Genomic DNA, 12,016 nt, shown 5'->3' with positions numbered 1-12,016 from the left:
CGGGACTGCGGCAGTGATCGACGGCCTCTATGCTGCGCTCGCACCACTCACCACCGTTCGAGGAGATCCACCGCCGTGACGAAGGAGCCGCACGCCGAGCCTCCGCCCGCGGAGATGTCGCCGGTCGAACAGCCGCCCCCGCCGGCCGACGACACCGTGCCGGCGCAGCTGAAGCCGGTCGTGATCGGGCGCCCGCGCACCCGCGGGACGCTCTCCCGCCGGCTCGTCACCGCGTACTTCGCGGTCGGTCTGGTCCTGCTGCTCGCGGGCACCGCCGCCGTGGTCTACCTGGCGGCCGGCATCTACGACCGGGCGGCGACCGAGCTCAACGCGGCGTCCCCGGCCCCGCGCGCCTCCGGGCGGGTGACCGCGCCCGGGCTGATCGAGCCGTCCGGGCCACTGCTGGAACGCATCGGGCCGCAGCGGCTGGCCAACGGCGAGAAGTTCGTCGTCGAGGGCGAGCGCGGGGTGCGCTTCGAGGTCACCGTCCGCACCGGCAAGTTGCGCAAGACCGGCTGTGACTCGTACGCCCGCAAGCCGGAGAACGGCGCCTACCTGCCCACCGAGCTGCGGGTGAAGGTGCTGGCCGGCGAGCCGGACGTGACCGACTACGCGTTCCGCTTCCAGCAGCGCGACGGCACCTGGCTGAACTCGGCGTACGGCAGCAACTGCGACAAGAACTACGGCGCGTTCGTCCGGCGGCTCGTCGCGGGCCGCACCTACAAGACGACGATCGTCTTCGACGTGCCGAACACCAAGGGTGACATCGTCTTCGTCTGGCCGACCATCGACGTCATCGCCACCTGGCACCTGGGCTAGGCGCCTTCCTGAGGCAGGGCCCGCAGGACGTGGGCGATGTGGTGGGACGTGCTCCAGGCGATCCAGTTGGCCGAGCTGCCGCCGCCGCGCGCGCTGCGGGCCTGCCGGGCGATCTGCGCGTCTCCCCAGGAGAAGCGGGCGCCCGCGGCGGGCCACTGCGCCGAGCCGACCAGGGTCCGGCACAGGTCGTGGCAGCGGTCGTCGCTGCGGGCGCCGCGCCGGGCCCAGCGGTAGATCCACCAGTCGCGGTCGGTGGTGTAGCGCAGGGTGGGCAGCTGGCGGTGGTTGATGCCGAGGCGCCGTACCGGTGAGGTCACGCCGTAGTCGGCATAGCCCACGCCGGGCTCCGACAGCCGCGCCCACACCTGGGCGTCCAGGCGCCCGACCGGGACGGCCTCGTCGGTGGGCAGGTCGTCCAGGTTGGGCGGCATCGCGCCGGCGGCGACGGTGACCGAGCGCCACGGCGACGACCGCGCCCAGCGCAGCACGTGCCGGGCGCGCTCCTCGAAGCTGTTCGCGTGCGCGGCGCAGGCGGTCTCGGCCAGGTCGATGACCAGGTCGACCCGCTCGGCCTCGAGGCCGGCCCCGGCGAGCAGCCGGTCGGTGGTCTCGGTCGCGGTGGCCGGATTGCGCGCGTCGCGGTGCGGCTGCAGCCGCAGCACGGCCCGCCCGAGGTGCATGCGAGCGGCCAGGCCGTGCTCCACCAGCCGGCGACGGCTGTCGTACGCCCGCAGCACCGGCAACATGGCCACCCCGACCGCGGCCAGTTCCTCGGCGAGCTCCAGCGGCGGTGAATCGAGCGGGTCCTCGGGCTCGTCGACCGCGCTCAGGTCGACGGCGATGGCGCCGGTCCGGGGTGGCATCTGTCGGACGAGCTGGGGCAGGCGGTCGCCGGGGGAGAGCTCGATGATCGGCATGACCCGGCCGGCGGTGGCGGCGTCCAGGTGGTGCAGGGCGGCGAGTTCACCGCGCCGGGGCCGCAGGATCGGACGGTATACCCCATCGGTCATTCACTCAAAGTAGCGTCAGATATCCGACGAGTGACAATGTGGAGGCTTTTCCTCACCCCAGGTGAAGATCTCGGGTGGCGGCGTCACGGGATACGGTGCGTCGGTGACCATGTCCCTGGACTCTCCGGCCGCGGCGGCCGCCGACGTCGTCGACGCGGTGCTGCGGGACCTCGCGACCTCCGACCAGCGCGGCGTGGTGGTCGACTCACCGCCCGGCGCGGGCAAGAGCACCCTGGTGGTACGCGCGGCCGGCGTCCTCGCCGCCACCGGCACCTCCCTGATGATCGTGGCGCAGACCAACGAACAGGTCGACGACCTGATCGAGCGCCTCGGCGTGAAACACCCGGCGCTGGGGGTGGGCCGGCTGTCCGCGGTGGACTACGCCGCCTCGGAACGCGTCCGCGACCACCCGTCGTGCCGCGTCGGCGCGAAGGTTCCGGACCTGGGCGGCCCGCCGGTCACGATCGGCACGGCGGCGAAATGGGCCACGGTCACCGAGGGCACCTGGCCCTGGGCGATCGTCGACGAGGCGTACCAGATGCGCTCGGACGCCCTGCTGCGCGTGGCCCCCCGCTTCGAACGCGCCCTGTTCGTCGGCGACCCCGGCCAGCTCGACCCGTTCTCGACGGTGGAGGTCGACCGCTGGACCGGCCTGAGCTGGGACCCGATGCAGAGCGCGGTGGCTGTGCTGCTGCGCCACAACCCGACGTTGCCGGTCCACCGCCTCCCGGTGTCGTGGCGCCTGCCGGCCTCGGCGGCGCCGGTGGTCGCGGCCGCGTTCTACCCGTTCACCGGCTTCCGGTCGGGCACCGGTCCGGGAGACCGCCGGCTGACGTTCACCGAACCGGCCTCGACCGACGTCGACCGCGTCCTCGACGTGGCGACGGCCACCGGCTGGGGCCTGCACGAACTCCCGGCCCGCTTCACGGTCCGCACGGACGCCGAGGCGGCGGCAGCGTGCGCCCTGATCGCGGCCCGGGCGCTGGCCCGGGGCGCGCTGGCCGTGTCGGAGACCGGCGAGACCCCGCTGACGGCGGACCGCATCGCGATCGGCGCGGCCCACCGCGATCAGGTGGCGGCGATCAGGTCGTTCCTGCCGGCCCACGCCCGCGAGATCACGGTGGACACGGCCAACCGCCTGCAAGGCCGCGAGTACGACCTGACGGTGGTCCTGCACCCGCTGTCGGGCCGCCGCGACGCGACCGCGTTCCACCTGGAATCGGGGCGGCTGTGCGTGCTGACCTCGCGGCACCGGCATGCGTGCGTGGTGGTAGCCAGGGCGGGGATCGCGGAGCTGCTGGATGCCCACCCGTCGACGGAACCGGTCCACCTGGGCGTACCGGTGAAGTTCCCGGACGGGTGGGAGGCGAACCAGTCGATGCTGGCCCACCTGGCCGGCCTGGCTCCCTAATCGGTCTTGTCTCGCGGTTCGGCCTTGTCGTGCGCATCGGCCTTGTCGTGCGCTTCGGCTTTGTCGCGGGCCTTTGCCGCGGAGCCGCGGGCCTGGTCGACCGGGTAGCGGCGGGCCGAATCGGCGAGCTTGTCCAGGGCCGCGGCCACCAGGTCGATGCCCAGCACGTCGGCGAGCCGGACGAGGTAGATGGTGACGTCGCCGAGCTCGGCCCGTACCCGTGGCCCCAGCTCCGGATCCGCCATGACGGCGGCGGACTGATCGGCCGTGAGCCACTGGAACTCGGCGACCAGCTCACCGACCTCCCCGGTCAACGCCATGGCAAGGTTCTTGGGAGTGTGGAACTGCTGCCAGTCCCGCTCGTCCGCGAAGGCCCGGACGCGCGCGGTCAGCTCGTGGATCGACGACGTGGTCACCGGCCGAGACTAGAACGCCTTTCTGTCGTACTCCGGCACTACGGTGGATCCATGTTCGAGGGACCGGACCTGGACGCGGCCGAGCGCCGCGTCGACGACTGGCAAGCCGGATTCGAGCAGCGGGCGGCACAGGCCCGCGAGCTCGCCGCCCGGCTGGCCCGGCTCAGCGGGGCGGCCCGCAGCGACGACGGCCTGGTCACGGTGACCGTCGGGGCCGGCGGGGGGCTGACCGGCCTGGAGCTGGACGAGGGGATCCGCCGGCAACCGGCGACGGAGACAGCCCGGCAGATCCTCGCGACCCTGGCCGCGGCCCAGGCTGATCTCACGGCGAAGGCGACAGTGGTCACCGACGAGACCGTCGGCGCCGACTCGGAGACGGGCCAGGCCGTGATCGCCTCGCTGACGCGATGACAGACCAATTCGAGGTACGCCCGCAGGAGCTGGTGACCCACGCCGGCCATGTGGAGGCGATCGCCGGCCGGGTGACGACGGCGGCGGAGGCCGGGGCGGCGGTCCGGCCGGGCGTCGACGCGTACGGGAAGTTGTGCGTGATGGTCCCGGTGATGCTGGGTGCGTTGCAGGACGTGGTGGTCGACGGCATCGGGGCGGCGGCGGTGGCGCTGGAGGACACGGGCGCGCGCCTGCGGGCGACGGCGGAGTCATACGCGGCCATCGACGAGAGCCGCCGGCAGAGACTGCTGGAGATTCAGGACGGCAAGGAGAAGTGAACCGGATCGGGTCCGGGGGACGTGTTGCTGGCGGATGGGGGATGTGAGCGCGGGCTGACGAACGTCGGCCGGTGTCGACACTTCTCCGCGGGGTCCGCGCCCGGGACGACACGGGAGGCAGCGATGAGCGACAGCTCGATCCACCTGGAAACCGGCGGCCTTGTCGAGTTCGCCGGTGACGTGCGGTTCTATGCCGAGAAAGTCGACCCGGTCGACGTGGCCCGGTCCCGGCAGTCGTTCTCCGCGGGCATCACCTTCGGCACCACCAACGCCAGCGAGGCCGTGTTGCGGGCCAAGGAGAGCTACGCCAAGGCGCTGGCCCACTCGCTGACCAATCTGACCCGCTTCATCGAGGCGGCGCGCATCCTCGCCGACGCTGCCGAGCAGGCGGCCGAGGACTTCCGAGCCGTCGACGATCAGTCGGAGCGGAGCATCAGCAACATCAAGGACATGTTGACCGCGGCGACGGATCAGACGCGGGCCGCGCGGTCCGGCGTGGAAGCGCCATGAGTGACGGAACCTTCCGGCCGAGTGGCGTGACAGCCTGGTCCTCCTACAACACGCCGCGGATCTGGGCCATGGTTGCGCGCGAGGACGATCCCGAGTCCTGGCGGCAGGTCGCCGCCCTGGGTTCGATGGCCGGGTTGCTGAAGGATCAACGGTCGCGGCTCGAGACCGCCAAGCAGAAGCTGATCGAAGCCTGGCCACCGGAGCGGAACAAAGCCGCCCGCGCGTTCGTCGACGAGATGGATGAGCTGCTGTTCACCATGCAGGCGAACAAGGACATCGCCGACGCCAACGCCGGCGCGCTGGGCCAGATCATTGAGGCGTTGCGACAGGCGAAGGAGAAGATCGCGCCGCTCTACCGGTCTTATCTCGACAAGAGTGACGACTGGGTGCCCGGCTGGTGGGACCACGCCGAGGAAGAGCTGGACGAGCAGGCCCGGCGGCACATGCGCGAGACCGAGGAGTGGGTGGCGCATCCGGGCAATGCCATCACGGCGCCGGCGATCTACGAGTTCCAGCCCGACGAGACCCGCACCCGGCCGGGCGACGAATCAGGTGGTGGCTGGCCGGCAATCGGTGTCGGTGCCGCGGACAGCATCGCGGTTCCGCACAATCCACCGCCTCCCGTGCCCGGCCAGGAGCCGTCCGGGCCTACCGCGCCGGGCACCACGCTTCCGGCGGGACCCTCGCTGGCGGAGGCGATCACTCCGGCGCCGGCCAATCCGGCGCCGAGCGTGGTGGCGCCCTCCACCGCTGCTGCCGGGGGTTCGCAGCTGCCGGGTCTCGTCATCGGTGGCAGAGCGAGCCAAGGCGTGACCGGCACCCCGCCAGGCGGTAGCGCAGCAGGCCAGGGCCTGACCGGCACCCCGGTTGGCGCTGGCGGAGCTGGCCGGGGCCTGACCGGCACCCCGCTCGGCGGCTCAGGAGGCCGGGGCTCCAACGGCACCACCCCTCTCGGCGGCGCGGCGCAGCGCGGACTGCCGCCGGGTGCGGTCATCGGCAGCGGCGTTCCCGGCCGGAGCCCGGCCGGCCCGACCACGCCGGTAAGGCCGACGCCACCGTCCTGGCTACCGCCGGCAGCAGGGCAGGCTTCGCGAGTCAGCACGGGTGCAGCCGGGTCATCTGCCGTGCCGATGAGCGGAGGGCACCGTCCGGACGCCGACGATCGCGATACGGAGATCGCCTTGGACGCGGACAGCCGATGGGCGACCGCGCAGGGCGTCGCTCCGGTCATCGAGCCGTCCCGCAAGACGTACCGTCACGATCCGGGTCCCGGCGTCATCGGATGGCAGGGGTGAAGCGGTCCGTGACGATCAGAGGCGTCGCCACGATCGTCGCGGCGGCTCTGGTGATGCCCGTGCTCGGCGGCGCGCCGGCCCGCGCCGACCAGCGCCGGGACGCCCAGTGGTACCTGAAGCGGCTGGACATCGCGGCTGCTCACCGGGTCTCCCAAGGAGCCGGTGTCACCGTTGCCATCATCGATACGGGCGTCCAGGCCGATCGGGCCGACCTGAAGGGCGCCGTGCTGCCCGGCTTCGACGTGACGGCTTCCGGCGACGCCCGTCAGGACGAGCTGGGGCACGGTACGGCCATGGCGGGCATCGTCGCCGCCCGCGGCCGCGGCGGTGATCGTGGCCTGCTCGGCATCGCCCCCCGCGCCAAGGTTCTGCCGGTCAGGCCCGCGAGCGGCCCGCTCGTCGTCGCGAAAGCAATCGAGTGGGCGGTGGACCACGACGCCAAGGTGATCAACATGTCGTTCGCCGTCGGGGGCGGTGATGACCTGGCCGCAGCTGTCGCCGCCGCTGCGAGATCCGACGTGGTGCTGGTGGCGGCCACGGGCAACGACGGCGAGGAGGGCATCGAGGACGACTTTCCCGCGGCCTGTCCGGAGGTGCTCGCTGTCGGGGCCAGCGGACGCCAAGGCGAGGCGACGAAGTTCTCGCACCGAGGGCCGCAGCTCGACCTGGTGGCGCCGGGCGTCGACATCCCGGTGATCGGCGGCAAGCTGGACCGCGAGTACCGGGTGGTCGAGGGCACCAGCGCGGCCACGGCGATCGTGTCCGGGGCGGCTGCCCTGATCAGGTCGAAGTATCCGAGGCTGTCTGCCGCCGACGTCGTATCCGTTCTCGAGTCGACGGCCACGGACAAAGGCACGCCCGGGCGGGATGACACCTACGGCCACGGGGAGCTGAATCTGGTCGCCGCGCTGAAGGCTGCTGGTCGGCCTTCGCGGCCGGCGCCGGCGACATCGGCCACGGTCATCGCCGGTACGGGTGACGACGATGACCGCCTACCCCTCCTGGCGATCGGTGGGCTCGGCATCCTCCTGCTCGCCGGTGCCGTCAGCGCGCTGGTTGTCGGGGTTCGGCGGCGGCGGGGCTGAGCCACGACAAGATCTTCGGCTGGCAGGCGTTCTGCACCTGCTCCCACGGCATCCCCAGCGCCCCCTCGGCCGCCTCCGCCGGTGCTTCGCCTCGGCGGGCCACCTCCGTGAAGAACGTCAGCATCCTCGGTTCGCCGTACGTCTCGGCCAGGCAGCGCATCGCCAGGAAGCCCATCGCGTAGTAGCCGAACCTCTCCGTCGGTTCGGCCGACCACTGCAGGTCCAGCCGGCCGTTCCAGCCCGACTCCTCCACATGCCGGCGCGCGTCGGCCACCAGTTCGTACGACTGCACCGGCGCGCCCGCGTACGCGATGTATTCGGCCAGGCCCTCGATGGCCCATTCGTCCGGGTTGTCCAGGGTGCCGAGCAGGGTCGCTATGTGGCCGAACTCGTGGCGGAGCAGGCGTTCGTCGGCCGGGTCCGCGTCCAGGGCGGTCGCGTCGATGATCGCGAAGGCCGTCTGCTCGCTGGTCCGGTCCACGAAGGCCGCCGCTTCGCGGTCCTCGCCCAGTGACTCGCGCCAGTGTCGCTCGTCCGCCAGGAAGGCCACGTAGGTGCCGGGCCGGGCCAGGGCGTACCGGTCGGCCACCTGGGCCGCGCGTTCCGCCGCCGCCAGCCAGGCCTCTGGTTTCGTGCCGGTCAGGCCCTTCGCGGCCGCCACCACCACCCGCCGGCCCGGGGCGAAGCTCAGCGTCCCCCGTTTCCACGGCACCGAGCCGTCCGGCCCGCTCTGGTCGAAGGCCGTCAGGACGGCCCGGTCACCGGTCACCAGCCATTCGGTACGGGCCGAGATGACGTCACCCGCCGGCACGTACGTCTCGGGTGTCCGCGGGCAGGCCGGCGCCGAGAAGCAGACTCGGATCCGGATGTCCGCCGTCCACCGCGGTCCTGTCCGGACGTTGCGCGTACGGGGCAGCCAACCGGACACCCGCAGCCCGCGCAGGTTCGCGTACAGGCGGGTCAGGTCGCCGGACAGTGCCGGGTCGACGCCGCTCAGCCATCCGCTCCGGTCCCCGCGCAGCAGCGCGGCGCCCTGCCGGTCGAGGGTCGCGCGGATCGCCCGTTCGGCCTGTTGCGCCCGGCCGGCGGTGACCCGGCTGCGCGCCACGCTGAAGGCGAAGACGCCGCCGCACATCAGTGCCAGCACACCGAACAGGGCCAGCCAGCGATCCGCCCGCCGGGGCGGCGGCGCTGTGGTGCCGGCCGGGTCGATCACAGCCGGGCACGTTACCGGGTCCTCGGGCCGCCGACGAGCCTTGATCACTGTCCGTTGATGTTTGCGTGACGGTCATCGGCTCGAAATATGGGAGGGGTTCACTGTCGGATAGAGGACTGATTCGCGAGCCGGCATGCAACTTGCACAGCGGTTCGCCATGCAAGTTGCATGTTTCGCGAGTCGCGGACCTGCTGCTCCAATGTCGCCGCAACGGTTTGACCGTCCTGCCGGTTTTCATTCATGGATGTTTTTGAGTTCGGCGATGATTGGTCTTCCAGTCGATCTCCGTGAGTGGAACTGTTCTACCCAGACGTAGCGCCAGCGACACGGACGGTGGTGGTACCGCATGCGCCCAGACGTTCTCGTCGGTCCCAGTGAGTGGGTGGTCGAGCAGTTCGGCGACAAGGTTGCCGCAGAGCTCTGGACCCGGGTTCCCGAAGCTTTGAGCACGGCGATCGACCGCGAGGTCCATGCTCATCCCGCTATGACGACGACCACGGAACGAGTGCTCGCCAATCCACGGTGGCCCCTGCCGTACGAGGAGTTGGTCCTATTTCTCGGCACGCTGCCGGGGGCCGAGATCATCAGCGTCCCCCGGTCCGTCTACCAGCTCGTGGTCATCAACGGCCACGTGGTGGTGCCCTGGTGCTACGGCCAGTCGGCGCGGATGTCCATGGCGGATGCCGAGGTCGGCCGCTCCTTCGGCCGGCTGGCCCGCGAGTTGCTGCGCCGGTTCGGGCCGCCGTGGCGCCGCTCGCAGGCCGAGGCGCCGCTGCCGCTCGACGCGGTCGACGAGCGCGAGGTGTCGAAGATCTGCGCGGCGATCGCCCAGCTCGATCCGACACCCGAGGTGGTCATCGCCGGCTATGCCGGTGCGCCGAACCTCGGCCTGTTGCGGGCCTGCCTGGGTGAGATCAAGTCGACGGACAACGGCTCGCTCAACTGGAGTCACCTGGCCGACCTGCCACTGCCGCCCCCGGTGATCCCGCGACCGCGCCGCATGCAATTCCCCTAGCGCACTTCCCCCTCCGTCCGCCGCCCTGCAGACCCGCAGGCGGCGGACGTTTTTGTGTCCGCGGCCGGTTCCGCCGGCGACGCCCGGACGCTAGAGTCCATCGATCTTGCTCACGGGGGAGTCTCATGCGTCATTCCTGGGTTGCCGCCACCGTCGCCGCCGGCGGCCTGCTGGTCGCCGGAGCGGGCATCGGTGTGGCCGAGGGCGGCACGATCGCCGCCCACCAGGCGACCGGGAAGGTTGCCGCCCCACAGGGGGCGGCCAAGGTCGCCGCTCCGCAGGCGACCGCGAAGGTCGCCGCCCAACGGGGGCCGGCGAAGGTCGCCCTCCGGATCGGCGTGAGTGCCCCGCAGTACGACAGCCCGGGCGGCACCGTGCCCACCATCGTGACCGTCTATGCGGTGCCCAAGTCCTCGAAGGTGTCCATCTCCGCCACCGGCGCCGGTGGCAGCACGGTCACCTGCACCGGTTCCGTCTGGCAGAACCCGGTCCGGCACACCGCCAGCCGCACCTGCTATCTGCAGCTGCCCAACGCCAAGGGCGGCTACGCCGTGCGGGGGAAGGCTGTGGTCACGACGGGCTCGGTGGTCCGCACCGCCTCGGGGAAGGGCACCCGGCCCGTGGTCGCCGACGGCGTGGCGGCACCGAAGCCGATGACAATGGCCGGCATCCAGCAGATCGAGCGCTGCGGCAACACGACCGGCGACGTCTGGCTGACCTTCGACGACGGCGGCAGCAAGGCCCAGGTCACGTCCATCCTGGCCACGCTGAAGCGGAACAACGTCAAGGGCCACTTCTTCTTCCGCGGCGACTGGGCCCGCAAGAACCCCGCGCTGTTCAAGACGATCAAGGCGGCCGGGCACGTCATCGGCAATCACACCTCGAGCCATCCCGCGCTGAGCCGCATGGGCAAGACCAACGTGGTCAAGCAGATCACCGCCGGCACGGCGGCGACCGGCACTCCGAAGCTGTTGCGGCCCCCGTTCGGCGCCGGCGCCTTCACCACCCGGCTGCAGAGCCACGCCAAGGGCCAGGGCTATCAGCTCTGCCGGTGGACCACGGACACCTACGACTGGGACGGCCCGTCCACGGCGCTGATGACCGAGCGGATCCGGTACGGCGACCACCGCTCGGCGCCGATCAGCGCCGGCGGCGTGATCCTCATGCACGGCCACGGAAAGAACACCGCGTCCGGACTGCAGAAGATCATCAACACCGTACGGGCGAAGAAGCTGAAGCTGCAGCCGCTGAAGTAGCGGGAACCCGCCGACAACGCGGCACGCACAGGGTCAGGGCCACATCCTCGGTCCGAGGCGGGGCGATTGGACGGCGTGGCCGCCTCCTCCGGGGTCTCATCACCGCAGTCGCTGGGCCTGCTTACGTCACCCGTCGCCGCCGCACCACACCGGCCTTCTCGCCGGGTTCGCCCGGCCTGACCTGGCAGGATGGTCGGCAGGACCCGACTGAGGAGCTGCCATGCCGCTGGACGACTTCGACCGGTACCCGCTGCTGTTCGGGCCCTCGCCCGTGCACCGCCTGGACCGGCTCACCCGGCACCTCGGCGGTGCCGCCGTGTGGGCCAAGCGCGAGGACTGCAACTCCGGCATCGCGTACGGCGGCAACAAGACCCGCAAGCTCGAATACCTGGTCGCCGACGCGCTGGCCCAGGGCTGCGACACGCTGGTCTCGATCGGGGGCGTGCAGTCCAACCACACCCGGCAGGTCGCCGCCGTGGCCGCGTACGCGGGACTGAAGTGCGTGCTGATCCAGGAGAGCTGGGTCGACTGGCCGGACAGCGTCTACGACAAGGTCGGCAACATCCTGCTCAGCCGCCTGGCCGGGGCTGACGTACGGCTGGTCAAGGCCGGCTTCGGGATCGGCTTCAAGGAGAGCTGGGACCAGGCCATCGCGGAGGTGGAGGCGCGCGGCGGGAAGCCGTACGCGATCCCGGCCGGCGCCTCCGACCACCGGCTCGGCGGTCTCGGCTTCGCCAACTGGGCGCGTGAGGTGGCCGACCAGGAGGCCCAGCTGGGGGTCTTCTTCGACACGGTGGTGGTCTGCTCGGTGACCGGCAGCACCCAGGCCGGCATGATCGCGGGCTTCGCGGCGCTGGGCGACGACCGGCCGCGGCGGGTGCTGGGCATCGACGGCTCGGCCAAGCCGGCGGAGACCTGGGACCAGGTGGCCCGGATCGCCCGCAACACGGCCGAGCTGATCGGCCTGGGCCGCGAGCTGCGCGACGACGAGATCCTGCTGGACGACCGCTACCACGCCGGCATCTACGGCATCCCGGACGAGACAACCCTGGAAGCTATGCGGCTGGCGGCCCGGACCGAGGGCATGATCACCGACCCGGTGTACGAGGGGAAGTCGATGGCCGGGCTGATCGACCTGGTCACCCGGGGCGAGATCAGCAAGGACGCGACGGTCCTGTACGCCCACCTCGGCGGCCAGCCGGCCCTGAACGCGTACAGCGCCATCGTCTGAAATTCAGCGGACGGCCGGCCGCGC

At 71.6% G+C, this 12,016-nt stretch carries 13 protein-coding genes; 10 read left to right on the top strand and 3 right to left on the bottom strand.

The window, feature by feature from the left end; genetic code table 11:
- Positions 1 to 75: 75 nt before the first annotated feature.
- Entirely contained in the window at positions 76 to 819 is a 744-nt protein-coding gene (locus tag AB0C12_RS37775) for a hypothetical protein (RefSeq protein ID WP_360555278.1), read from the top strand.
- Here AB0C12_RS37775 and AB0C12_RS37770 read toward each other — a convergent pair.
- A complete protein-coding gene (locus AB0C12_RS37770; protein ID WP_360555276.1) occupies positions 816 to 1,829 on the bottom strand; it encodes a beta family protein in 1,014 nt (337 codons plus the stop codon). The two genes, AB0C12_RS37775 and AB0C12_RS37770, sit on opposite strands and share 4 nt — an antisense overlap.
- Before the next feature lie 109 nt (positions 1,830 to 1,938).
- On the opposite strand from AB0C12_RS37770, the gene AB0C12_RS37765 reads away from it, so the two are divergent.
- Positions 1,939 to 3,240, top strand: coding sequence for an AAA family ATPase (locus AB0C12_RS37765; RefSeq protein ID WP_360555413.1), 1,302 nt, complete (start codon positions 1,939 to 1,941; stop codon positions 3,238 to 3,240).
- Here the strand turns inward: AB0C12_RS37765 and AB0C12_RS37760 are convergent.
- The gene (locus tag AB0C12_RS37760) at positions 3,237 to 3,641 is read right to left on the bottom strand and encodes a nucleotide pyrophosphohydrolase (RefSeq protein WP_360555412.1); all 405 of its coding nucleotides are present in this window, start codon (positions 3,639 to 3,641) and stop codon (positions 3,237 to 3,239) included. The two genes, AB0C12_RS37765 and AB0C12_RS37760, sit on opposite strands and share 4 nt — an antisense overlap.
- Positions 3,642 to 3,707: 66 nt before the next feature.
- Between AB0C12_RS37760 and AB0C12_RS37755 the strand changes: the two genes are divergently transcribed.
- From AB0C12_RS37755 to AB0C12_RS37735, 5 genes are all read left to right on the top strand, one after another.
- Entirely contained in the window at positions 3,708 to 4,067 is a 360-nt protein-coding gene (locus tag AB0C12_RS37755) for a YbaB/EbfC family nucleoid-associated protein (protein ID WP_360555275.1), read from the top strand.
- Positions 4,064 to 4,384: a type VII secretion target gene (locus AB0C12_RS37750; protein WP_360555273.1), complete on the top strand. Its 321-nt coding sequence runs from the start codon at positions 4,064 to 4,066 to the stop codon at positions 4,382 to 4,384. Before AB0C12_RS37755 ends, AB0C12_RS37750 begins: the two co-directional genes overlap by 4 nt.
- Positions 4,385 to 4,507: 123 nt before the next feature.
- Positions 4,508 to 4,894, top strand: a complete 387-nt coding sequence (locus AB0C12_RS37745; RefSeq protein WP_360555271.1) for a hypothetical protein — start codon at positions 4,508 to 4,510, stop codon at positions 4,892 to 4,894.
- A complete protein-coding gene (locus AB0C12_RS37740; protein ID WP_360555269.1) occupies positions 4,891 to 6,189 on the top strand; it encodes a hypothetical protein in 1,299 nt (432 codons plus the stop codon). The genes AB0C12_RS37745 and AB0C12_RS37740 overlap by 4 nt, the downstream gene beginning before the upstream one ends.
- An 8-nt stretch (positions 6,190 to 6,197) precedes the next feature.
- Complete coding sequence (locus tag AB0C12_RS37735; RefSeq protein WP_360555267.1) at positions 6,198 to 7,274, top strand: S8 family serine peptidase; 1,077 nt, start codon at positions 6,198 to 6,200, stop codon at positions 7,272 to 7,274.
- Here the strand turns inward: AB0C12_RS37735 and AB0C12_RS37730 are convergent.
- Complete coding sequence (locus tag AB0C12_RS37730; RefSeq protein ID WP_360555266.1) at positions 7,234 to 8,490, bottom strand: hypothetical protein; 1,257 nt, start codon at positions 8,488 to 8,490, stop codon at positions 7,234 to 7,236. The two genes, AB0C12_RS37735 and AB0C12_RS37730, sit on opposite strands and share 41 nt — an antisense overlap.
- 346 nt (positions 8,491 to 8,836) lie before the next feature.
- Here AB0C12_RS37730 and AB0C12_RS37725 point away from each other — a divergent pair, with 346 nt between their 5' ends.
- From AB0C12_RS37725 to AB0C12_RS37715, 3 genes are all read left to right on the top strand, one after another.
- Entirely contained in the window at positions 8,837 to 9,505 is a 669-nt protein-coding gene (locus AB0C12_RS37725; protein ID WP_360555264.1) for a hypothetical protein, read from the top strand.
- Positions 9,506 to 9,630: 125 nt separating this feature from the next.
- Positions 9,631 to 10,761 carry a polysaccharide deacetylase family protein gene (locus AB0C12_RS37720; RefSeq protein WP_360555262.1) on the top strand — a complete coding sequence of 377 codons (1,131 nt, stop codon included), beginning with the start codon at positions 9,631 to 9,633 and terminating at the stop codon, positions 10,759 to 10,761.
- Positions 10,762 to 10,981: 220 nt separating this feature from the next.
- Positions 10,982 to 11,992 carry a 1-aminocyclopropane-1-carboxylate deaminase gene (locus AB0C12_RS37715; RefSeq protein WP_360555260.1) on the top strand — a complete coding sequence of 337 codons (1,011 nt, stop codon included), beginning with the start codon at positions 10,982 to 10,984 and terminating at the stop codon, positions 11,990 to 11,992.
- The last annotated feature ends 24 nt before the right edge of the window (positions 11,993 to 12,016 follow it).

It is taken from the genome of Actinoplanes sp. NPDC048967 (assembly GCF_040649415.1).
Lineage (GTDB): Bacteria > Actinomycetota > Actinomycetes > Mycobacteriales > Micromonosporaceae > Actinoplanes.
This window is presented reverse-complemented; position numbering and strand designations above follow the sequence as displayed.

What these genes read in the sequence shown, in the direction of transcription:
- AB0C12_RS37745 (WP_360555271.1), top strand. Translation starts at nt 4,508, where the DNA reads ATGAGCGACAGCTCGATCCACCTGGAAACCGGCGGCCTTGTCGAGTTC.
- AB0C12_RS37765 (WP_360555413.1), top strand. Translation starts at nt 1,939, where the DNA reads ATGTCCCTGGACTCTCCGGCCGCGGCGGCCGCCGACGTCGTCGACGCG.
- AB0C12_RS37770 (WP_360555276.1), bottom strand. Translation starts at nt 1,829, where the DNA reads ATGACCGATGGGGTATACCGTCCGATCCTGCGGCCCCGGCGCGGTGAA.
- AB0C12_RS37755 (WP_360555275.1), top strand. Translation starts at nt 3,708, where the DNA reads ATGTTCGAGGGACCGGACCTGGACGCGGCCGAGCGCCGCGTCGACGAC.
- AB0C12_RS37720 (WP_360555262.1), top strand. Translation starts at nt 9,631, where the DNA reads ATGCGTCATTCCTGGGTTGCCGCCACCGTCGCCGCCGGCGGCCTGCTG.
- AB0C12_RS37715 (WP_360555260.1), top strand. Translation starts at nt 10,982, where the DNA reads ATGCCGCTGGACGACTTCGACCGGTACCCGCTGCTGTTCGGGCCCTCG.
- AB0C12_RS37740 (WP_360555269.1), top strand. Translation starts at nt 4,891, where the DNA reads ATGAGTGACGGAACCTTCCGGCCGAGTGGCGTGACAGCCTGGTCCTCC.
- AB0C12_RS37750 (WP_360555273.1), top strand. Translation starts at nt 4,064, where the DNA reads ATGACAGACCAATTCGAGGTACGCCCGCAGGAGCTGGTGACCCACGCC.
- AB0C12_RS37725 (WP_360555264.1), top strand. Translation starts at nt 8,837, where the DNA reads ATGCGCCCAGACGTTCTCGTCGGTCCCAGTGAGTGGGTGGTCGAGCAG.